Origin of the sequence: Sphingobacterium sp. UBA3519 (genome assembly GCF_002377215.1) — a bacterium.
Taxonomy (GTDB): Bacteria; Bacteroidota; Bacteroidia; order Sphingobacteriales; family Sphingobacteriaceae; genus Sphingobacterium; species Sphingobacterium multivorum.
Map to the genome: position 1 here is coordinate 352,739 of NZ_DFPI01000025.1, position 20,583 is coordinate 373,321.

Here is a 20,583-nt window from a genome sequence, read left to right on the forward strand (position 1 = left end):
ATCTTTGCAAAAATAATAAAAAATGCAGAGCTATCAGGAATTTCTTGACTTAAGTGTTGGTTTTCCGCAAGACGGATTCGAAATCATCGACGACGAATTGTATTTCCACGATTTGAATTTAATGGAAATGATAGAAACGTACGGTACGCCGTTACGTTTTACCTATTTGCCTATCGTCAGCAAAAAAATTCAGCAAGCGAAAATCCTCTTTCAGACCGCAATTCTGAAACACAACTATCGCGGATCTTACAAATATTGTTATTGTACCAAGTCATCCCATTTCAAGCACATCGTAGAGGAAGCTTTGAAAAATGATATCCACCTGGAAACTTCATCTGCATTTGATATGCCGATGATCGATTCATTGGAAAGACAGGGCACAGTAACAAAAGACATTACAGTGATCTGTAATGGGTTCAAAACCTACCAGTACAAACAATATATTGTTGATATGATCCACGATGGATATAAAAACATTATACCGGTGCTGGATAACAAAGAGGAGTTTAACCTTTATGATGATGAAATCGAATTGGATGAGCCTTGTGCTTTAGGTATCCGCGTTGCTTCCGAAGAGCAACCAGATTCTCAATTCTATACATCTCGCCTAGGGATTCGCCAGGAAGACGTCGTTGAATTCTATAACAACAAGATCGCCGACAATCCAAACTTTAAAGTAAAGTTGCTCCATTTTTTCATTAATTCAGGTATCTCGGACACCCCGTATTACTGGAACGAATTAGAGAAATACGTTACTTTATATTGTAAATTCAAGAAAGTAAACCCGGATTTAGATACCCTAGATATCGGTGGTGGCATGCCATTTAAGGATTCATTGGTACACGACTTTGATTACGAATATATGGTCAATGAGATCGTCAACCGTATCAAACAAATCTGTGCTCACCATGAAGTGATGGAACCAGACATTATTACTGAATTTGGCAAATACACTGTTGCTGAAGCATCAGGTATCCTCTATAAAGTTTTAGGGCGCAAGCAACAAAACGACCGCGAACGTTGGTTTATGATTGATGGTTCATTCATTACAAATTTGCCGGATGTATGGGCATTGAATCAAAAATACATTCTATTGCCGATCAATAACTGGGATTCAGAATATGAACGCGTCAATTTGGGTGGCATCACATGCGATGGACAGGATTATTACAATCAGGAGGCGCATATGAACTCGGTATTTATGCCGAAGACCCGTAAGGTTCAATACCTGGGCTTCTTTCATACAGGCGCCTATCAAGATGTTTTAAGCGGATATGGAGGCATCCACCACTGCTTACTTCCTTCACCCAAACATGTGCTTGTACGCCGCAATAGAGATGAAACATTCAACTACGAGGTGTTCGGTGAGGAGCAAAACTCCAAACAAGTAATGAAATTGTTAGGCTACCAATAAGATATTATATTCTACCAAGAGTAAGCACGCTCGTCATTGGGGGATCAAAACAATATCCTCGTAAAAAAGAGCTATTTTAAGCCAAAATAAAAAGGTCTCGTTTCTAGGAACGAGACCTTTTTATTTTCAGCCTATCCGCCATTATTTACAATCGGGCGTAAATTAAAGGCAAAATCACAGACAATGACAACCATATCCAGTAGAAAAAAATAGATTGTAAAATCTATATAGTAAGCTGTTCGGTAGATGTAAACCTATTTCAGTATAAGACAGCTGGCTTTTATTCATATTGTGTTCGTACCTGCTTCGGACCACGTTCGGAGCTGCCCAATTCCGTTACGACTGTTGACCTAGTAGTGTACAGACCTTTCCTGTTTGGAGACTGGACAATATCTGTACAGCATCTGTACAAGATCTATTGATGATCCGAAGCAGATACGAAGCAGGTACGAAGGAAAGCTACTGATCTTTCAGAATGTATCGTCGTTTAGGAAAGGATTGCTGGGTATTTTCCTTTAGCGCGACTAGAAATCCCAAAGTCGATAATTGCTATTTTGCAACCCAAGTTTTAAAGAAATTAAGCACTTTTTCTTCATCATAGCCCTTTCCTTTTTCCAGACTACCACTCTCCTGTACATGCAACGTTTTTCCATTTCTATCCAAAATAATAAAAAATGGATAACCTAGTTTATTGCCTTCAGGGGCATACTTTTGAAACACAGCTTCATTTTTATTTTCCTTTGAATAATTGAGGTGATAATAGAGGAAATGACTCTTTAATAACTTGTCGACACTTGCCGTTTTATGGATATATTCATTAAATCTTAAACACCAGACACACCAATTCCCACCGGCTTGAATGACGATGTTTTTCTTTTCTTTCTTTGCTTGAACCAATAGCTGATCAATATCATTCTGTGCATTGGCATCTGGATTGTAAGGCTTCGAAAGATCCTGAGCTGTAGCAAGCTGCTGTGAGAACGCTTTGGACTGTACGAGTACCGTCCCCAAAAACACAATAGCTCCACACAGTAATAATCTTATATTTCTAATCATAAATAAATTAAATACGAATCTAAAATTACAAAATCATTTCCCCAAACCAAAACATAAGCAGCACATAATCGTTAAACATGATATAGCTATTGACCATGAAAAAAAACACCCAGGACTACAACGGACCGTATTTCAGCGGATTCATAAAAACGCGATTAAGCCCTATATACATGACCTTAGGTGATCATAATAGGGGTGTCATTCAAAATACCGCCATTGGGGAGAAGTAAAAAAGGCAACCTGTTGATATGCTATACCCTATCACCCGTAAAAACCAAAAAGACTTCCTTTTGCTAAAATAAAAACAAAACAAAACAAAAACAAACACCTGACCTTAACATAAATATTATTTAATTTCCTTTAAAATTTAACAAATATAGCATAACTTAGTGTAAAGGAAGTAGTAAAAGAAGCACAGAAGATTCACTACAAAAATCCAAAACGAAACAAAATGAAACACCAAGAATTCAACAGGTCAAAACTGATAGAAAAAATAAGGGATACGAGCGCGTGGGATGTTATCGTCATAGGCGGCGGTGCCAGCGGATTAGGTGTTGCATTAGATGCCTTAAGCCGAGGGTTCAAAACAATTTTATTGGAGCAGGTTGATTTTGCAAAAGGCACTTCAAGCAAAGCAACAAAGCTTGTTCACGGTGGTGTACGCTACTTGGCTCAAGGCGACATCTCATTGGTTAAAGAAGCGCTTCATGAAAGAGGTTTACTCCAAAAAAATGCTCCACACCTTGTTAAAAACCAATCGTTTATCATTCCAAACTACAGCTGGTTCGATGGCCCATTTTACACCATTGGAATGAAAATATATGACCTTCTGGCAGGTAAATTAAGCTTGGGAAAATCCATTCATATCAATAAAGAAGAAACGCTCAATCGCATAAGCACTGTACGACCTAAAGGGCTATATGGTGGCGTGGTATATCAAGACGGACAATTTGACGACTCCAGGCTTGCGCTCAACGTTGCGCAGACCTGTATACAAATGGGCGGAGTCGCCCTAAATTATGTAAGGGTCAATAACCTCACCAAAGACAGCGATGGACGAATAAACGGTGTCATCGCCAATGATACCGAAACTGGTGAAGTTTTCACCATACAAGGCAAAGCTGTTATCAATGCTACAGGAATATTTGTCGATGATATCTTAAAAATGGATAGACCTGAAGCGAAACAAATGGTACGCCCCAGCCAGGGTGTTCACCTTGTATTTGACAAGTCGTTTCTCCCGGGCGACGATGCCATTATGATTCCAAAAACGGATGATGGACGGGTCCTTTTTCTAGTACCTTGGCATAATCGAGTCATTGTGGGAACAACGGATACACCGATAGACGAGCATAGCCTTGAACCGGTAGCTTTGGAGCAGGAGATCGATTTTATTCTGAAAACGGCGGGACGTTACTTGACAAAACAACCAACAAGAGCGGATGCATTGGCCGTATTCGCCGGCCTCCGTCCACTGGCAGCCCCTACAGGTAACTCAAACAAAACCAAAGAGATCTCACGAAGCCACAAGGTTATTGTTAGCGACTCCAAATTACTGACTTTAACTGGCGGAAAGTGGACAACATTCCGTCGAATGGGCCAAGATACCCTAGACAAAGCGATAAAAATTGGTTGTTTACCTCAAAAAGAAAGCCGGTCTGCCACACAAAAGATCTATAGCGCCATTCCAACGTCCGACAGAAGCAATCATATGTATATTTACGGTGCCGACCAAGAAATGATCAATGCATTGGCTCAGGAAAATCCCGAATGGAACGAAAAGTTAATCCCACATCTTGAGTTCAAAAAGGCCGAAGTTGTTTGGGCAGCACGCAATGAACTTGCCAGGACTGTGGAAGATGTGCTATCCCGTCGGGTACGGATGCTATTTCTTGATGCGAAAGCTGCAATTGAAGCTGCACCTGATGTCGCAAAAATACTCGCCCAGGAACTGGAAAAAGATGAAGATTGGCAAAATGATCAAATAACGCATTTTCAAAATGTTGCAAAAAATTATATCTTAAAGTAATACAAAATAACCAGCAATACTCAATTACTCAATTATGGAACAACAATACATCTTGGCAATGGATCAAGGTACCACCAGCTCCAGAGCTATCATTTTTGATAAAGACAGAAATATAGTCTCCATTGCCCAGAAGGAATTTACGCAAATATTCCCACAACCAGGATGGGTTGAACACGATCCACATGAAATCTGGTCAACACAGGCAGGTGTCACTGCAGAAGCAACCACAAAAGCAGGGTTAAACGGCAAAAATATTGCCGCCATTGGCATTACCAATCAACGGGAAACTGTGGTCGTTTGGGAAAAAGAAACAGGAAAACCCATCTACAATGCCATTGTATGGCAAGATAAACGCACAGCAGATTATTGCGACGAGTTGCGTAGCTCTGGAAAACATGAGATGATCCAGGAAAAAACAGGCCTAATATTAGATCCTTACTTTTCTGCAACCAAAATAAAATGGATTCTGGATAACGTGGAAGGTGCCCGGGAAAAAGCACAAAACGGGGAATTAATCGGTGGAACTATTGACACTTGGCTCGTCTGGAACCTCACCCGGGGCGATGCTCACATTACGGATGTAACAAACGCTTCCCGCACCTTACTCTTTAATATTCATAGCATGGAATGGGATAAGGAGCTACTCGAATTATTTGACATCCCAGCCGCCATGCTGCCCGAAGTAAAAGAAAGCAGTGAAATATATGGGGAATCACGGACAACCATTTTTGCACACAAAGTCAAGATAGCTGGAATTGCTGGCGACCAGCAGGCGGCACTGTTCGGACAGCAATGTATTGAAAAGGGAATGGTCAAAAACACGTACGGCACTGGATGTTTTATGTTAATGAACATCGGGGATAAACCAATCCGTTCAAAGAACAACCTTTTAACGACTGTCGCCTGGAAAATCAACGGAAAAACAGAATATGCCTTAGAGGGGAGCATATTTATCGGCGGTGCACTGGTCCAATGGCTACGCGACAATCTCAACATCATCTACAAATCGGCAGACATAGAGCAATTAGCGCTGACAGAAAAAGATAATGGCGGTGTCACATTTATCCCTACATTCGCCGGACTGGGGGCTCCATACTGGAACGCTCGTGCACAAGGTACACTATTTGGCCTTACGCGTGCAACAACCAATGGTCATATTGCACGCGCCTCGCTAGAGGCAATTTCCCTGCAGACTCGTGATGTGCTGCAAGCCATGGAAGCTGATAGCGGCATACCGATCAAAGAATTGCGTGTAGACGGCGGCGCAACAGCGAATAATCTACTTATGCAGATTCAGGCCAATGTACTAAACAGCAAAGTTGTACGCCCCAAAATTACAGAAACTACAGCTTTGGGGGCAGCATACCTCGCCGGACTGGCCGTGGGATTCTGGAAAAATGAGGATGAGATTTCTAAGTTTTGGGCACAGGATCGTATATTTGAACCTGAAGCAGAGCAAGAAGAGCAAACAAAAAAGATTATTAAGCTCTGGACCAAGGGAGTCAAAGCATTACAATACTGGACCGAAAACTAACCAACAAGCATGAACCATTATTTAGCAGAATTTATCGGCACCACCCTTCTCCTTCTTTTAGGCAATGGGGTTGTGGCCAACGTTATCTTAAAAGGCACAAAAGGAGAAAATGGAGGGTGGATTGTAATCACGACCGCATGGGCACTTGCAGTCTATGTAGGTGTTGTTTTTGCCGGCCCATATACCGGAGCCCATCTCAATCCTGCGGTAACCATTGCCGTAGCCCTTAATCATGGCCTCCCTTGGATGGAAGTACCTGGCTATATTCTCGCACAAATTGCCGGTGGTTTCTGTGGCGCGATGTTGACCTACATCATGCACAAAGACCATTTCGATGCAACAGCAGACCCAACGACCAAACTTGGTGTTTTCGCTACTATACCCAACATCCGAAATACATCAACAAATCTAGCAAGTGAAATTATCGGAACCTTTGTGTTGATTTTTGTAATTTTCTTCATAACAGGTCAAGATGTCACCATTGACGGAAAAACAGCTCCCATTGGCATGGGCTCCCTTGGTGCGATACCCGTTGCATTCCTCGTGTGGGCCATCGGTCTCTCCCTAGGAGGAACTACGGGATATGCCATCAATCCTGCCCGGGATTTTGGCCCGCGCTTATTTCATGCGCTTTGGCCAATCAAAGGAAAAGGTAGCTCCGACTGGTCTTATGCCTGGATTCCAATCCTAGGACCGATCTTGGGCGCCATTTTATCCTTTGCACTGTATACCTGTATAAAACCGGCCTAATCAAGGTCGAGCTGCACGAACAAAATAAAAGGGATTCAAAAATTGAATCCCTTTTATTTTATTATCCACGCTTGGGTTTTCTATGACCGTATTCACGATCCCGATCAAACGTATTCATATGGCGTTCCTTCTTCACGGGATACACATCATCAATTACAATCAAAATACCTTTTTCTTCTACCGTACCAAACTCATCATTACGTGCAGTGCCAAATGATTTCATCGTAGGCGATAGGTTCATATAGGTATTGATCAACGGTGGAATATTCTCTCCCAATGCTCTCACATGGCTATTTAATACCTTATATCCTTCTTTATAATCCAGCCCATCAAATACGCCGACAAAGCGATCGTAATCATTTTTGATTTCCAATTCCGGAAGAGGAAGAACCAATTTATCATGGTCAGGAAAATAATAGTCCATAAAATAAAGCAACATATCCCGTGCATCTTTATTATAATGTGGATACATGGTCACTTTACCAAAGAGGTATTTAATTTCAGGGTTAAGCATCACCAAAGCCCCTAAACCGTCCCAAAGATTGTCCAATGAAAAAATTCCTTTTCTATTGTCGATGGCTGGTTGGTACTTAGGCTGTACAAACGACCGTCCCAACTCTATGGTGTAAGGTAGATATTCATTCGTAAATAATTCGGAAAACTGAAAATAATGTGCTGTTGATAAATTGGGTATGCCGTTTACTTCACCAGCCTCGGCACATTTGATTACCCTATAACCGGCAACCACCTCTTCATCTTCGGGATTCCATGCGATCAACTGATCGTAACAATCTTCGCATGTATCATTTTCATCGATATCAATTGAAAGTCCTGTACCTCCCCCTGCGCCACGAAAAGTCAACTCCCGCAAACGCCCAATTTCACGCATGACATTTGGCGAATTATGATAGTTGATTAGGTATATCTCGTTATTTCCATTGTTGGTATATCGTAAGAAGACTTCTTTATTCAATTCGGTCTTCAATAATTCTCTATCAACTGGAGGTATAATTTCTTGCATAAATTCTATTTTTCTTGAGCCAATCCATAAACCCTTCTTTTCACTTCCTCAGCCCAAGTTTTTTCGTTTTTTGATTGATCAAACGCTGTATAAGGGATTCTTTCTCCTACTATAATATTGACGGTATGTCCGCGTTGAGCAAACATTTCATCAGGTAAATATAACATTTCAATGTTTACCTTGAGACCCAATTTCTGTCTAAGCCTTGCAAAATTATAAAAAAACTTAGAGTTTTTACCGTCAATCAGGACCGGAATGATATCTTTTTTATATTTTTTTGCTTTGCTAATAAAACTTTTCTTCCATTCTAGGTCTTCTATACGGCCATCGTTTTGTTTTCTAGAAACCAAACCAGCAGGGAATACCAATAGCGCATCATCCGCTCCGTAAGCCTCCTCGATCGCAGAAATAGCCTGTTTCCCCTGCCCCCCCAACTTATTGACACCGACAAACAAAGGCCTCAAATTACCTATATTTAAAAGAATATCATTAACCAAAAATTTCACATCGCGTCTATATTTACCTATAGCGTGCATAAATGCAATTCCATCCAATCCGCCCAAAGGGTGATTGGACGCAAAAATAACCGGAACCGATACTGGAATATTTTCTGCCCCATACAAATTGACCTTGACATCCAGATCGTTGATCAATGCATCAACAAAGTCCAGGCCCTGAAGATCCGCAAAGCGCGTCATAATATCATTTATCTCGTCTTCATGAATTGTCCTTTTTAAATAATTAAGTAAAAAAGACGGAATCCATTTAGCAAGGCCCGCATTTTTTTTGTGAATAACTTCACGTATATCAATAAACTTTTTACTCTCGCTTGTGATCATCAATCTTACTGTTCCAATTAAAAATACTTCACCTCCATTTAAGCCCAGTTTTTAGGCGTATCCCAATTCGTTGACAAAAATAATAACAGAATGGTAATAAAAGTACAATTTTAAACTTTAAAATTGTACTTATTTGCAATAATGTATTCGTTCTCTGTGCTTCCTGTTTTAGGTATTACAAGCAATCAACGAATTAAGTATAAATCTGATCCTGTAAAATTTCTTTTCACCTAGTTTTTTTATTAAGTTTGAGTATGCTAATAAGTCAATTTCTTTCAAATGCTGATTTCAGTATTCAAAATGCTGATTCAATACAACAAGCGCTAGAGAAGCTGCAAGATATGCTTTGTAAAGAATTAGTCGTTTTAAATGGTGACGACTATATTGGCCTGGTTAATGAAACCATCTTATTGGATGCGGAAGATGAAGAAGCTCCCCTTTCTTCCATAAAAATAAATACGGCCCCCATACAGCTGAAGTTCAATCAACACCCCTATGATGCCCTGGTGATGATAACGGTATATAATAGCACAATCATTCCTATTTTAGATCAAGACAACAAATATATTGGTGTGTCAACACAATTGGATATATTAAAGGCAATAAGTTCAATTCAATCACAAAATGAATCTGGTGCTATTATTGTGTTGGCGACTGGCCTACACGATTTTTCACTTTCACAGATTGCGCACCTTGTTGAAAGTGACAATTGCAGAATCCTCAATTGCGCAACTAAAATAAATTTGGAAAGTGACAACATTGAAGTTACCCTTAAAGTCGACAAGTCAAACATCAATGCCTTACTGAATTCATTCCTAAGACACAACTATTTAATTCTTGAAACCCATAATACCATAGCTGCATTTGACGACACTGCCGACCGTTATCAGCAGCTTATGAATTATATTAACATTTGATTAAGATTAGTTTTTTCTCATCTTTGCCCCATAAATTGAAAACAATATGAGAATCGCAATATATGGAAGAGAGTTTCAACCCTCTGTTATACCACATGTGAAACACTTATTTGAATATCTTGTCGATAAAAATATTGAGATCTGGGTATATAATCCATTTCATGAATTTCTGCAATCACAATTTGAATGCGCCTTTAACTTCTCAACATACAATACCTATCAAGAAATAAAAGATCATATTGACATCATGTTGAGTCTAGGCGGAGATGGAACCATGTTATCTGCTGTTTCCCTGATTAAAGATTCCGGAATTCCAATTGCAGGAATAAACTTTGGACGCCTCGGCTTTTTAGCGTCCATCAATAAAAATGATTTTGAGGATGCCATCGAGGATATACTGAACCAGCGTTTTACCATACAGAAGCGCGTGCTGCTCTCTGTAGAATCTGAACAGCTTAACTTGTTTGAAGGCAATCATTATGCGCTCAATGACATTACCGTATTTCGTTACGACAGCTCGGCCATGATTACGGTCAATGCACGCATCAATGGCGAACTACTGAATTCATACTGGGCAGATGGACTAATTATCGCTACACCTACCGGATCCACAGCCTATTCATTGAGTTGCGGCGGACCTATTATTATGCCGGAAAGTGGCAATTTTGTCATTACCCCCATCTCTCCGCACAACCTCAATGTGAGACCCATTGTCATCTCGAATCAGTTTACCCTTGAATTGGAAATAGAGAGTCGAAGCAATCAATACATCTTAAGCTGTGATTCCAAAAACGAGTCTATTGATACATCTGTAAAATTAACCATTAAACAGGCTCCATTTACTATTAATCTGATTAGACTCCCCCATGAAAGCTTTTTCAGTACGCTGCGGGAAAAATTACTTTGGGGCATCGATGTCAGAAATTATTAGGCTATCAATTCACTTCGCACAAGCTCGCTTTGTATGAAGAGAAACACACAAAACAATCTTTCTACATATTGTCCTTCTAAATTTCCAATTAAAAATCGATATTTGGAAGAAATAAAGAAAGACGGAATAAGAACATCCGGAATAGAAATCCAAGTGCGATAATTAATCAATGAAAAGTACGTTAAACAAACAATAATCATTGGTAGCAATACAGGAAACCAAAAGTAGGTTTTAAAACGCCAAAATAGCATTGATGCCTAAGGTGTTCATTTTATTGAAAACAGCAAAAATGAGTTTTTTAGATCAGATAGATAGTATTAAATTGCCACAGCATATAGCCATCATCATGGATGGCAACGGCCGTTGGGCAAAACAGAAAGGGAAACTTCGCGTATTTGGGCATCAAAATGGTGTAAAAGCAGTACGAGAAGCATTAGAAGGATGTGTAAAAGCAAATATTAAATTTCTGACACTTTATGCATTTTCTGCAGAAAACTGGAATAGGCCTAAGCTCGAGGTAATGGCACTCATGGAGCTATTGGTTACTTCCCTTAAAAAAGAAATCAAAACTTTTCAGGAGAATGGCGTCCGTTTGAATGTTATTGGTGATATCACCAAATTACCCTCAAATGCACAAAGAAAGCTGCAGGAGACCATTGAAGCAACGAAAGAAAATACACACTGTACATTGACATTAGCTTTGAGCTACAGTTCTCGACAAGAAATTGTGGACGCCGCTCGAAATCTAGCCCAAAAAGTAAAAGACGGAAAACTCAATGCAGACGAAATTAACGATGAATTATTCGCTGCAAACCTCTATACACAAAACCTACCCGATCCTGACCTTCTGATACGTACCAGCGGAGAATTGAGAATAAGCAATTTCCTACTTTGGCAAATTGCCTATTCAGAATTATGCTTCCTAGATAAGATGTGGCCCGAGTTTACGAAAGAAGATTTATTTAAATCCATCGTCGATTATCAGCAACGCGAAAGAAGGTTTGGAAAAACAAGTGAACAGTTATAAAGATTTTATTAAATTTGACCACTGATTTGAAAAAAAGCAAGCTGGTTAAATTTTCTTAATTAACAAAAATTAACAAACGATTGGTGTACTTTAGCGCCAATAATTATAGATAAATGAAGCGTATACTACCCGTAATACTATTTTTTGGTCTCTCATCAATGCAGCTTGTCTACGGACAAGACAAAGGTGCGTTCAATTTAAATGACCCAGAAAAAATCAGCTATCTCAATCCTAAAAACTATGTAATTAGTGCTATTGATATAACTGGAACACAATTTTTAGATAAAAATGTATTAATTACGATCTCTAAATTGTCAGTAGGTCAATATTTGGAAGTTCCAAGTGAGGCGACTGCAAAAGTAGTGAAGGATATGATGGCTCAAGGCCTCTTTGATGATGTCGAATTATGGGCAGATAAAATTGAAGGTGAAAATATATTTTTGACCATCCGTGTAGTAGAACGTCCTCGTTTAACGCGTATTGATATCAACGGTCTAAGTAAAAGCCAGACCGAAGAAGTTCGCAAACGTTTAAATAGTAACACTGGTAAGATTGTCAACGAAAACTTGATGAACACCACACGTGGTACGATCCAACGGTTCTTAAAAGAAAAAGCTTTTTTATATCCGGAGATCACCCTAAAAACAGTGAAAGACTCGGCACAGGCTAATAATGAAATACTTATTGCCGATGTGGATAAAAAACATAAGGTAAGAGTCAAAAAAATGACTTTTACAGGGAATGAACATTTTTCTCAGCAAGAGTTGAGAAAAATGGCCAAGCCAATTAAGCAAAAAATGTGGTACCGTATTTTCGGTCCTGGAAAATTCAAGGAAGAAAAATACAAAGAAGGTAAAGAAAACCTAATCAAGAAAATGGCAGCCAAAGGCTATCGTGATGCGACAATCTTGAAAGATACGGTTATTCGCGATGGTGAAAAAAATGTGTTGGTTAACTTTGACATCTATGAAGGTCCTAAATATTATGTAGGTAATATTGTTTGGACAGGTAATGCTAAGTATTCTGACACTTTGCTTAATAAAATTTTAGGTGTCAAACGTGGTGATGTTTTTTCGGAAGAAAAATTAACAGCAAAATTGATGGGTCCTACAAAAAATAGTGATGACATCTCTTCAATCTATATGAACGATGGTTATCTTACGTTCTCAGTAGACCCCGAACAAACGCGTATTTATAACGATACCATCGATTTAAATTTACGTGTTTATGAAGGTGCTCAATATACCATCAATAACGTTATTGTTAAAGGTAATGATGTAACCAACGACCGTGTTGTATTACGTTCTATTTATACAAAACCTGGTCAAAAATTCTCAAAAGAACAAATTATGCGCAGTGTGCGTGAGATTGCGCAGTTGGGAAATTTTGATGAGCAAAAGACAAACCCAGTACCGACAAATCTAAATTATGCGGATGGTACAGTGGACATTGTTTACAATGTGACTGAAAAACCTTCGGATCAGGTCGAGCTTTCGGGTGGTTATGGTGCCGGTCAGATCATCGGTACGTTAGGTTTAACATTTAACAACTTCTCTACCAGTAATTTCTTTGATAAAAGTTCCTGGAAACCGCTACCACGTGGAGATGGACAGAAGTTGAGTGTCCGTGGTCAAACTTCGGGTAAACGTTATCAATCGTATAGTTTCTCTTTCTCCGAGCCTTGGTTGGGTGGTAAAAAACCAATTTATTTTGGTTTGAGCGCCTATACTTCGAGTTCATCATATGGTGGGTTTAACTACTATACTGGCGAGCAAATTGTTAAGGATTCCGAGTTGAATCGTATTTGGATGACTGGTATTACCGCAACATTAGGTAAACGCTTGCAATGGCCAGACAACTGGTTCCAGGCAAATACTTCCTTGTCATTCCAACGTTATAAGCTTCAGAATTATGGAAATTACTTCCTATTTGATAATGGTACAGCCTATAACATCAACTTGACGCAAGAGTTTAGCCGTAATTCGATCGATGCTCCTATCTATCCTACTTCGGGTTCAAACATCAAATTCTCGGTGCAATTGACGCCTCCATATTCATTGTTCAACAACATTGATTATAAAAATGGTTCGGCTCAGGAACGCTACCGTTGGACAGAGTACCACAAATGGAAATTTGACTCGCAATGGTATGCAAAAATTGCGGGAAAACTTGTTTTCAAAGCACAAGCTCAATTTGGTTTCTTGGGTAAATACTCCAGCAAAACTGAGATATCAACTTTCGAGCGTTTCAAAGTCGGTGGGGATGGTATGCAAGGGTTTGATTACCTACAAGGATCTGAAATTGTTGCGTTACGTGGTTATGCAAATGGTGTAATCATTCCTGAAGGAACACAAAATGTGAATGTGGCACGAAATTCAGGTAGTCCAATCTATACGAAATATCAAATGGAATTACGTCACCCGGTGATGTTAAATGATCAGGCAACAGTTTACGTATTGGCTTTCGCTGAAGCGGCAAATACCTGGAACAAGTTCACCGAATACAACCCATTTAAAGTACGTCGTTCTGCAGGTGTTGGTGCCCGTATCTTCTTACCTATCTTCGGTATGCTAGGAATAGATTACGGCCATGCATTCGACCCTATCCCGGGTTTACCAAGCAGTACATGGAAACAAAACTTTACATTTAGTATCATGCAAAATATGGGTGGATTCTAATCTTTGTTGATCCAATCCTGTCGAAATAAAATAAAAAGCTATCGCAAGAAATTGTAGATAGCTTTTTTGTTTTAAGATTATTTTCCAATAAATCATGCATTTTTCTTTCATTTCCACCCGATCGGATTAAATGCGAAATCACCCTATATATCTTATAAATTTTCTTATATTGAGTGCGGTTATGATCACCGAAAAAAGAAGCTATAAACAGCACTCAGGCAACTAGCATTGGAGCATTCTTCAACAAGTTAAATAGTGTTAAACCCGAGAAATATCTGTTAGATTGCTTCTTTTTTCTTATTTTTGAGCCGTAAATTTACGTAGAGCGGTTTTCTCGAATTAAACTTTTGGGATTATCCGAAGTCATAAGGTAAATTAGTGTTAAATAATAAAAAGTATAGTCTATAAAAACTTACAGGAAATATGAAAAAAATATTGTTAGTTATAGCTTTTGTAGTCGTGAGTGCTACAGCGACATTTGCCCAACAACTTGCATATGCTGATTCAGAATATATCCTAAAACATATTCCTGAATATACGACTGCACAGAAACAGTTAGATGACCTATCTAAGCAATGGCAGGAAGAAGTGGATCAGAAATATGCTGAGATTGAAAAACTATATCAGGCTTATCAAAAGGACCAGGTTTTATTAAATGAAGATATGCGTCGCCGCCGAGAGGATGAAATCGTGACAAGAGAAAAAGAAGTAAAAGACTATCAAAAACAAAAGTTTGGATTTGAAGGCGACCTCTTTAAAAGACGTACTCAATTGATGAAGCCTATTCAAGACCGTGTAGCAAAAGCTATCCAAGATGTTGCTTCGGCCCAGGGAATTGATTTTATTATGGACAAGGGCAATGAGTCTACTTTTCTCTATGCCAATCCAAAATTGAATAAAAGTAATGATGTCATTACAAAATTAGGATATAAACCCAATCCGAGTCTTGCAAACTAAGCGGGAGTTTATTATCATTGTGAACACAAATAATAATAGTAGTAATTAATTAGAAAACTAAAAGATTGCCATAAAGATGGCTCATTAGATTAAAATGAAAAGCATGAAAAATTTATTAAAGGGTGCGGTTGCTTTAGTGGCAGTATTTTTCTCAACTCAATTCGCAAATGCGCAACAAAAGATTGGTCATATCAATTTTGCTGAAATTATTCAGTCAACATCTGAATTTAAAACAGCTGAAGGGCAGTTGAAGACATTGAGTGATGGTAAAACCAAAGAAATTCAAGATATGGTTACCATCTATCAAACAAAACAAAAAGATGCAAACGATAAATTGCGTAACAGAAGTGAAGCAAATAAAGATACGGTTGATCCAGAAATCAACAAAATAGGTCAAGAATTACAAGATATCCAAGCGCGTATTCAAACAGCACAACAAGCTGCTCAAGAAGACTTGAACAAAAAAGAAGAAGAATTAATTGCACCTATACACAGAAAAGTTGGTGAAGCTGTAAATGCTGTTTCTAAAGAAAAAGGTATGGCTTATGTATTTGATATTTCAAGCACAAATATTCCTTATTTCCAAGGCGGAGAGGATTTAACTGCTGCTGTAAAAACAAAATTAGGTATTTCAGCTACAGCTGCTCCTACTGCTGCTCCAGCAAGAAAATAAGCTAGTATACAAGGCAATAAAAAAGGGATTATCGATATCGATAATCCCTTTTTTATTGCCTATCTATTTTCCCAATGGCAAGTGAATTTCAATCAGCGTAAAACGCCGACAGCACCAAATACGCTCCAGTTCTACAGCGAAAAGAATAAGGTAAACTCAAAAGCTTATCGAATCAGTCAAATTATAGTGTAAATAAAAATCTGCTGCTTGATTTTCTTGCATTTACCAGCTAAATTGTAGATATTGGTTCGGAAAACAAACATATCTACCCTAATGAAAACTTCATGGTCCCAAATTTGTTCATTAACTGACGAATATGAGGTACCCAGGAAAGCTTCGTCGTTAAAATGATTTTATTCGCATGAAAAAGAAAGTAATTGAGGATAATCCTAAAAAAGAAAGAAAGGTAACTTCCGGTCCTATTCGCGACAAAGAACGCACCAAGGCGCGAATGATCGCTGCTGTCGGAAAGGTAATTCAGAAAAAAGGATACCATGCATTGAATGGGCCTAATATTGCTTTGGAATGTGGACTGAACAAAGCATTAATATGGAATTATTTTGGCGGTCTCGATCAACTGGTGGAAGCTTACCTAACACAAAAAGATTTTTGGCAAATCGGAGACAAGGGCGTATTGGAACAAATGATCACAAACCCGGGCTCCATCAGTATCTCCTTGATAGAAGAATTGCTTAAATCTCAATTTAACACCTTTTTGAAGGATAAGACGAAGCAAAAAGTTATTCATTGGGGACTGGGCGAAAAAACAAAAGCCCTTAAAAATATAGCCGACAGAAGAGAATTGCTCGGCGAAGAACTATTTAAACATGTCGATTCAAAATTCGAAAACTCCGAAAACGACCTTAGAGCGACATTAGCGATTTTAGTCAGTTCAATTTATTATTTGAGCCTTCAGGCAAAATCTACAGGTAGTACATTTTGCGGTATTGATGTAAATAACGAAGCAGGAAAAGAACGAATTCAGAAAACGATGCGTAAAATATTAGAACAGACATTTTCTGATGTTGAGCTGTAGTCTACTCAGATACAACTAGAGAAAACGTCCAAGAAGAAATAATTCCTTCTGGACGTTTTTCATTACAGCCTAAATTCACCATTAAAAAATTCCAATAATTTATCGTGTTAGGTCCTCATTTTTGATTTATTTTTACTATGTTAGCATAACAAAATAATATAGTATATTTGTTTATAACCAAGATACAAGCATATGATAGGTCAACTAATATTTGCGGTTTGTTTCGCTGTAGCATTGTTTCTTTTTAGCAAAAATGCACAACAGATTTATCGTAATATCAAGCTAGGCAGACCGGCAGATCGTTCGGACAGATCCGCGGAGCGTTGGAAAATGATGTTCCTCGTCGCCTTTGGTCAAAAGAAAATGTTTAAGCGTATTTTCCCCGCAGTCCTACATTTATTTGTATACCTTGGATTTGTCATCATCAATATTGAGATGTTGGAGATTGTCATAGACGGGCTTTTTGGTACACATCGTATCTTTTCATTTCTAGGGGGTCTTTATAATTTCCTGATTGGGGCATTTGAATGGCTCGCGCTGGGTGTACTGGTATCCTGTCTCATCTTTTTATTTCGGAGAAATATTGCTAAAGTAGCTCGCTTAAATAGCGCGGAATTGAAACATTGGCCCAAGACGGATGCAAATATTATTTTAATCACAGAGATTCTTTTAATGTCGGCTTTCCTACTGATGAACGCTTCTGATCTTAAATTGCAACTCTATGGCTTTGCACATTTTAAATCGGCAGGTTCCTTTCCAGTAAGCCATTATCTTCTTCCATACCTTCCTACTTCGACGGAGGCCTTATTTTTAATAGAGCGGTCTTGTTGGTGGTTTCATATCCTAGGTGTACTTGCCTTCTTAAACTACCTCCCCTATTCCAAGCACCTTCATATTATTTTGGCTTTTCCGAACACCTATTTTTCTAATCTGAACGCAAAAGGCAAACTATCCAATATGCCAGCTGTGACCAATGAGGTTAAGGCAATGCTTGATCCGAGTTTCACCCCGCCTCCAGCAGATGCAAATGCACGCTTTGGAGCCAAAGATGTCCAGGATTTAACCTGGAAGAGCTTATTGGATGCATATACCTGTACTGAATGTGGACGTTGTACATCTTCCTGCCCCGCAAATATAACGGGAAAGCTGCTGTCCCCACGAAAAATCATGATGGATACAAGGGATCGACTCACTGAAGTCGGTACGAATATCAAAACAAATGGAAGCTTTCAGGATGACGGAAAATCTCTCATTGACACTTACATCAGTCGAGAAGAGTTATGGGCCTGTACAAGCTGTAATGCATGTGTAGAACAATGCCCGGTCAATATTAATCCTTTGGATATTATTATTGAGCTACGCCGCTTTGCTGTTATGGAAGAATCACAAGCTCCTGCGAGTATTAACAATATGTTTGGAAATATTGAGAATAATGGTGCCCCTTGGAAATATGCGCAATTGGACCGCGCCAATTGGACTCAACAACAATAGTTTTATGATGGAAAATGAATTAAAAGTTCCCACAGTTGCAGAACTGTTGGCCAAAGGAGAAACTCCTGATATACTATTTTGGGTAGGTTGTGCAGGGAGTTTTGACGAACGTGCACAGAAAATTACGCGTGATATCTGCAGAATATTACAACATGTCGGTTTAAAATATGCCATCTTAGGTACAGAAGAAAGTTGTACGGGCGATCCTGCCAAAAGAAGTGGAAACGAATTTCTATTTCAAATGCAGGCCATGATGAACATCGAAGTACTCAATGGCTATGAAATCAAAAAAATAGTAACGGCTTGCCCACACTGTTTCAATACCTTGAAAAATGAGTATCCATCCCTAGGTGGTAACTATGAGGTCATTCATCATACACAATTGATCCAAAACCTGATCAATGAAGGAAAATTAAAACCAGCAGATAACAACGTATTCAAAGGAAAGAAGATAACCTATCATGATCCCTGTTATCTTGGTCGTGCGAATGAGGTCTATGAGGCACCGAGAAAAGTATTGGAAAGCTTGGATGCCCAGTTGATCGAACTGAAACGTTGTAAGAGCAATGGACTTTGCTGCGGTGCTGGGGGCGGACAAATGTTTAAAGAACCAGAGCCCGGAGCAAAAGACATTAACATCGAACGTATCGAAGAAGTCATCGATGCACAGCCTCAAGTTGTCGCTGCAGCATGTCCTTTCTGTATGACGATGTTAAAAGATGGCGTAAAAATAAAAGAAAAAGAATCAGAGATTGAGGTGTTGGACATTGCGGAAATAACTGCCCGAGCAAATCAATTGTAAATTACATTAATTACGAAATAAAAGAGGCCCGATCATACGATCGGGCCTTTTGTGTAGGGAGAAGAATATCTCCTGTCCACGCTTAAATTAGGGGAATCCCAAAGCCGGTTAAAATATAAGGGATTCCCCCGAATCGAAGATCAGCGCTGTTTTTATGCTGATCAACCGACTCTAACATCTAGCCATAACAAAGGTATCGCCTCTAGTTCAATTCATTGTTGTTCATTTCTTTAAAAATGTTGTTCATTTCTTAAATAATAAAAAAAATGATAGACCATACTTTCTTTATCCCAATAGAAGTAATTCGATCGATCACTACAATAGCGTTATAATTTTATCAGCTTTTTCCTTGCCATAAAGTCGAGAAATCACTTCTATAACACGTTGTTTATGATTAAACGCAGTACTTGAATATGCCCAATGATGAATTGCTGTTGCAGTACACAAAGCCTTCAACGTATGTGGATTATAGATAAACATAGGCAGAAGATTAAAAATCTGCTTTTCCTTCACGGCACGGATCGTTTTTAAATTCATTGCGCTGATAGAACAGATCAGTGCTATCATTCCACATCACAATCATATCGGGATTCCATCCAATCAAAGTTTCGGCATTAATATTGGGTTGATCCAGTTCAAATGGACAAACATTCTGTACACCCGCCATTTCCAAACATGTATGCATCATGCTATGGGTTCCTGTTGTTGAAAAAATACGACCATAGGCCCAAGTAAAATAGACCCGGCGCTTTTCCTTAACAGCTGTAGCATTCTCCTTAAGGCGACCAATTTCAGCAACGTATTTAAAGAAAAGAAGATAACCTATCATGATCCCTGTTATCTTGGTCGTGCCAATGAGGTGTATGAGGCGCCGAGAAAAGTATTGGAAAGCTTGGATGCCCAGTTGATCGAACTGAAACGTTGTAAGAGCAATGGACTTTGCTGCGGTGCAGGGGGCGGACAAATGTTCAAAGAACCAGAGCCTGGAGTAAAAGACATTAACATCGAACGTATCGAAGAAGTCATCGATGCACAGCCTCAAGTTGTAGCAGCAGCATGTCCTTTCTGTATGACCATGCTAAAAGATGGCGTAAAGATAAAAGAAAAAGAATCAGAGATAGAAGTGCTGGATATTGCCGAAATCACTGCCCGAGCAAATCAATTGTAAATTATATTAATCACGAAATAAAAGAGGCCCGATCATACGATCGGGCCTTTTGTGTAGGGAGAAGAATATCTCCTGTCCACGCATAAATTAGGGGAATCCCAAAGCCGGTTAAAATATAAGGGATTCCCCCGAATCGAAGATCAGCGCTGTTTTTATGCTGATCAACCGACTCTAACATCTAGCCATAACAAAGGTATCGCCTCTAGTTCAATTCATTGTTGTTCATTTCTTTAAAAATGTTGTTCATTTCTTAAATAATA

At 39.0% G+C, this 20,583-nt stretch carries 17 protein-coding genes and 1 pseudogene; 14 read left to right on the top strand and 4 right to left on the bottom strand.

The window, feature by feature from the left end; all coding sequences use genetic code 11:
- Nucleotides 1-22: 22 nt before the first annotated feature.
- Nucleotides 23-1,414 (top strand): arginine decarboxylase, encoded by a 1,392-nt coding sequence (locus B3297_RS16705; protein ID WP_046675638.1) that lies wholly within the window; start codon nt 23-25, stop codon nt 1,412-1,414.
- Between the two features lie 549 nt (nt 1,415-1,963).
- Here the strand turns inward: B3297_RS16705 and B3297_RS16710 are convergent.
- Nucleotides 1,964-2,470, bottom strand: a complete 507-nt coding sequence (locus B3297_RS16710) for a thioredoxin family protein (protein WP_286727721.1) — start codon at nt 2,468-2,470, stop codon at nt 1,964-1,966.
- Nucleotides 2,471-2,921: 451 nt separating this feature from the next.
- Here B3297_RS16710 and B3297_RS16715 point away from each other — a divergent pair, with 451 nt between their 5' ends.
- The 3 genes from B3297_RS16715 to B3297_RS16725 are packed head-to-tail and all read left to right on the top strand — an operon-like array spanning nt 2,922 to nt 6,783.
- Nucleotides 2,922-4,499 carry a glycerol-3-phosphate dehydrogenase/oxidase gene (locus tag B3297_RS16715; RefSeq protein WP_115047844.1) on the top strand — a complete coding sequence of 526 codons (1,578 nt, stop codon included), beginning with the start codon at nt 2,922-2,924 and terminating at the stop codon, nt 4,497-4,499.
- Between the two features lie 34 nt (nt 4,500-4,533).
- Nucleotides 4,534-6,033, top strand: coding sequence for a glycerol kinase GlpK (gene glpK, locus B3297_RS16720; protein ID WP_286727722.1), 1,500 nt, complete (start codon nt 4,534-4,536; stop codon nt 6,031-6,033).
- Between the two features lie 9 nt (nt 6,034-6,042).
- A complete protein-coding gene (locus B3297_RS16725; RefSeq protein ID WP_286727723.1) occupies nt 6,043-6,783 on the top strand; it encodes an MIP/aquaporin family protein in 741 nt (246 codons plus the stop codon).
- Nucleotides 6,784-6,844: 61 nt separating this feature from the next.
- On the opposite strand, the gene B3297_RS16730 is transcribed toward B3297_RS16725, so the two are convergent.
- On the bottom strand, nt 6,845-7,804 hold the full coding sequence (locus B3297_RS16730) for a GNAT family N-acetyltransferase (protein WP_046671934.1): 960 nt from the start codon (nt 7,802-7,804) through the stop codon (nt 6,845-6,847).
- A 5-nt stretch (nt 7,805-7,809) separates the two neighbouring features.
- Complete coding sequence (locus B3297_RS16735) at nt 7,810-8,643, bottom strand: 1-acyl-sn-glycerol-3-phosphate acyltransferase (protein WP_286727724.1); 834 nt, start codon at nt 8,641-8,643, stop codon at nt 7,810-7,812.
- 254 nt (nt 8,644-8,897) lie between these two features.
- On the opposite strand from B3297_RS16735, the gene B3297_RS16740 reads away from it, so the two are divergent.
- The 9 genes from B3297_RS16740 (at nt 8,898) to B3297_RS16780 (ending at nt 19,155) form a co-directional block, all read left to right on the top strand.
- Nucleotides 8,898-9,560, top strand: coding sequence for a CBS domain-containing protein (locus tag B3297_RS16740; protein ID WP_115047839.1), 663 nt, complete (start codon nt 8,898-8,900; stop codon nt 9,558-9,560).
- A 46-nt stretch (nt 9,561-9,606) separates the two neighbouring features.
- Nucleotides 9,607-10,491 (top strand): NAD kinase, encoded by an 885-nt coding sequence (locus tag B3297_RS16745; RefSeq protein ID WP_112374400.1) that lies wholly within the window; start codon nt 9,607-9,609, stop codon nt 10,489-10,491.
- 289 nt (nt 10,492-10,780) lie between these two features.
- Nucleotides 10,781-11,518: an isoprenyl transferase gene (locus B3297_RS16750; RefSeq protein WP_201639469.1), complete on the top strand. Its 738-nt coding sequence runs from the start codon at nt 10,781-10,783 to the stop codon at nt 11,516-11,518.
- Nucleotides 11,519-11,631: 113 nt separating this feature from the next.
- Complete coding sequence (bamA, locus tag B3297_RS16755) at nt 11,632-14,196, top strand: outer membrane protein assembly factor BamA (RefSeq protein WP_115047835.1); 2,565 nt, start codon at nt 11,632-11,634, stop codon at nt 14,194-14,196.
- A gap of 423 nt (nt 14,197-14,619) precedes the next feature.
- Nucleotides 14,620-15,153 (top strand): OmpH family outer membrane protein, encoded by a 534-nt coding sequence (locus B3297_RS16760; RefSeq protein ID WP_046671928.1) that lies wholly within the window; start codon nt 14,620-14,622, stop codon nt 15,151-15,153.
- 103 nt (nt 15,154-15,256) lie between these two features.
- Complete coding sequence (locus tag B3297_RS16765; RefSeq protein WP_070569926.1) at nt 15,257-15,826, top strand: OmpH family outer membrane protein; 570 nt, start codon at nt 15,257-15,259, stop codon at nt 15,824-15,826.
- A 361-nt stretch (nt 15,827-16,187) separates the two neighbouring features.
- Entirely contained in the window at nt 16,188-16,862 is a 675-nt protein-coding gene (locus tag B3297_RS16770; RefSeq protein ID WP_286779167.1) for a TetR/AcrR family transcriptional regulator, read from the top strand.
- Nucleotides 16,863-17,054: 192 nt separating this feature from the next.
- Nucleotides 17,055-18,353 (top strand): 4Fe-4S dicluster domain-containing protein, encoded by a 1,299-nt coding sequence (locus B3297_RS16775; protein WP_070569191.1) that lies wholly within the window; start codon nt 17,055-17,057, stop codon nt 18,351-18,353.
- A 7-nt stretch (nt 18,354-18,360) separates the two neighbouring features.
- Nucleotides 18,361-19,155 carry a (Fe-S)-binding protein gene (locus B3297_RS16780; protein ID WP_115049484.1) on the top strand — a complete coding sequence of 265 codons (795 nt, stop codon included), beginning with the start codon at nt 18,361-18,363 and terminating at the stop codon, nt 19,153-19,155.
- Between the two features lie 490 nt (nt 19,156-19,645).
- On the opposite strand, the gene B3297_RS16785 is transcribed toward B3297_RS16780, so the two are convergent.
- Entirely contained in the window at nt 19,646-19,984 is a 339-nt protein-coding gene (locus B3297_RS16785; protein WP_115047833.1) for an ABC transporter substrate-binding protein, read from the bottom strand.
- Here B3297_RS16785 and B3297_RS16790 point away from each other — a divergent pair.
- A pseudogene (locus B3297_RS16790) lies at nt 19,958-20,323 on the top strand ((Fe-S)-binding protein); the annotation flags it as partial. The gene B3297_RS16785 and the pseudogene B3297_RS16790 overlap by 27 nt on opposite strands.
- Nucleotides 20,324-20,583: the final 260 nt, after the last annotated feature.

Bases quoted from the DNA above. Each gene is read 5' to 3' on its own strand.
- B3297_RS16735 (WP_286727724.1), bottom strand. From the start codon at position 8,643: ATGATCACAAGCGAGAGTAAAAAGTTTATTGATATACGTGAAGTTATT.
- B3297_RS16780 (WP_115049484.1), top strand. From the start codon at position 18,361: ATGGAAAATGAATTAAAAGTTCCCACAGTTGCAGAACTGTTGGCCAAA.
- B3297_RS16745 (WP_112374400.1), top strand. From the start codon at position 9,607: ATGAGAATCGCAATATATGGAAGAGAGTTTCAACCCTCTGTTATACCA.
- bamA (WP_115047835.1), top strand. From the start codon at position 11,632: ATGAAGCGTATACTACCCGTAATACTATTTTTTGGTCTCTCATCAATG.
- B3297_RS16785 (WP_115047833.1), bottom strand. From the start codon at position 19,984: ATGATAGGTTATCTTCTTTTCTTTAAATACGTTGCTGAAATTGGTCGC.
- B3297_RS16775 (WP_070569191.1), top strand. From the start codon at position 17,055: ATGATAGGTCAACTAATATTTGCGGTTTGTTTCGCTGTAGCATTGTTT.
- B3297_RS16740 (WP_115047839.1), top strand. From the start codon at position 8,898: ATGCTAATAAGTCAATTTCTTTCAAATGCTGATTTCAGTATTCAAAAT.
- B3297_RS16725 (WP_286727723.1), top strand. From the start codon at position 6,043: ATGAACCATTATTTAGCAGAATTTATCGGCACCACCCTTCTCCTTCTT.
- B3297_RS16760 (WP_046671928.1), top strand. From the start codon at position 14,620: ATGAAAAAAATATTGTTAGTTATAGCTTTTGTAGTCGTGAGTGCTACA.
- B3297_RS16770 (WP_286779167.1), top strand. From the start codon at position 16,188: ATGAAAAAGAAAGTAATTGAGGATAATCCTAAAAAAGAAAGAAAGGTA.
- B3297_RS16705 (WP_046675638.1), top strand. From the start codon at position 23: ATGCAGAGCTATCAGGAATTTCTTGACTTAAGTGTTGGTTTTCCGCAA.
- B3297_RS16730 (WP_046671934.1), bottom strand. From the start codon at position 7,804: ATGCAAGAAATTATACCTCCAGTTGATAGAGAATTATTGAAGACCGAA.
- B3297_RS16765 (WP_070569926.1), top strand. From the start codon at position 15,257: ATGAAAAATTTATTAAAGGGTGCGGTTGCTTTAGTGGCAGTATTTTTC.
- B3297_RS16710 (WP_286727721.1), bottom strand. From the start codon at position 2,470: ATGATTAGAAATATAAGATTATTACTGTGTGGAGCTATTGTGTTTTTG.
- B3297_RS16715 (WP_115047844.1), top strand. From the start codon at position 2,922: ATGAAACACCAAGAATTCAACAGGTCAAAACTGATAGAAAAAATAAGG.
- glpK (WP_286727722.1), top strand. From the start codon at position 4,534: ATGGAACAACAATACATCTTGGCAATGGATCAAGGTACCACCAGCTCC.
- B3297_RS16750 (WP_201639469.1), top strand. From the start codon at position 10,781: ATGAGTTTTTTAGATCAGATAGATAGTATTAAATTGCCACAGCATATA.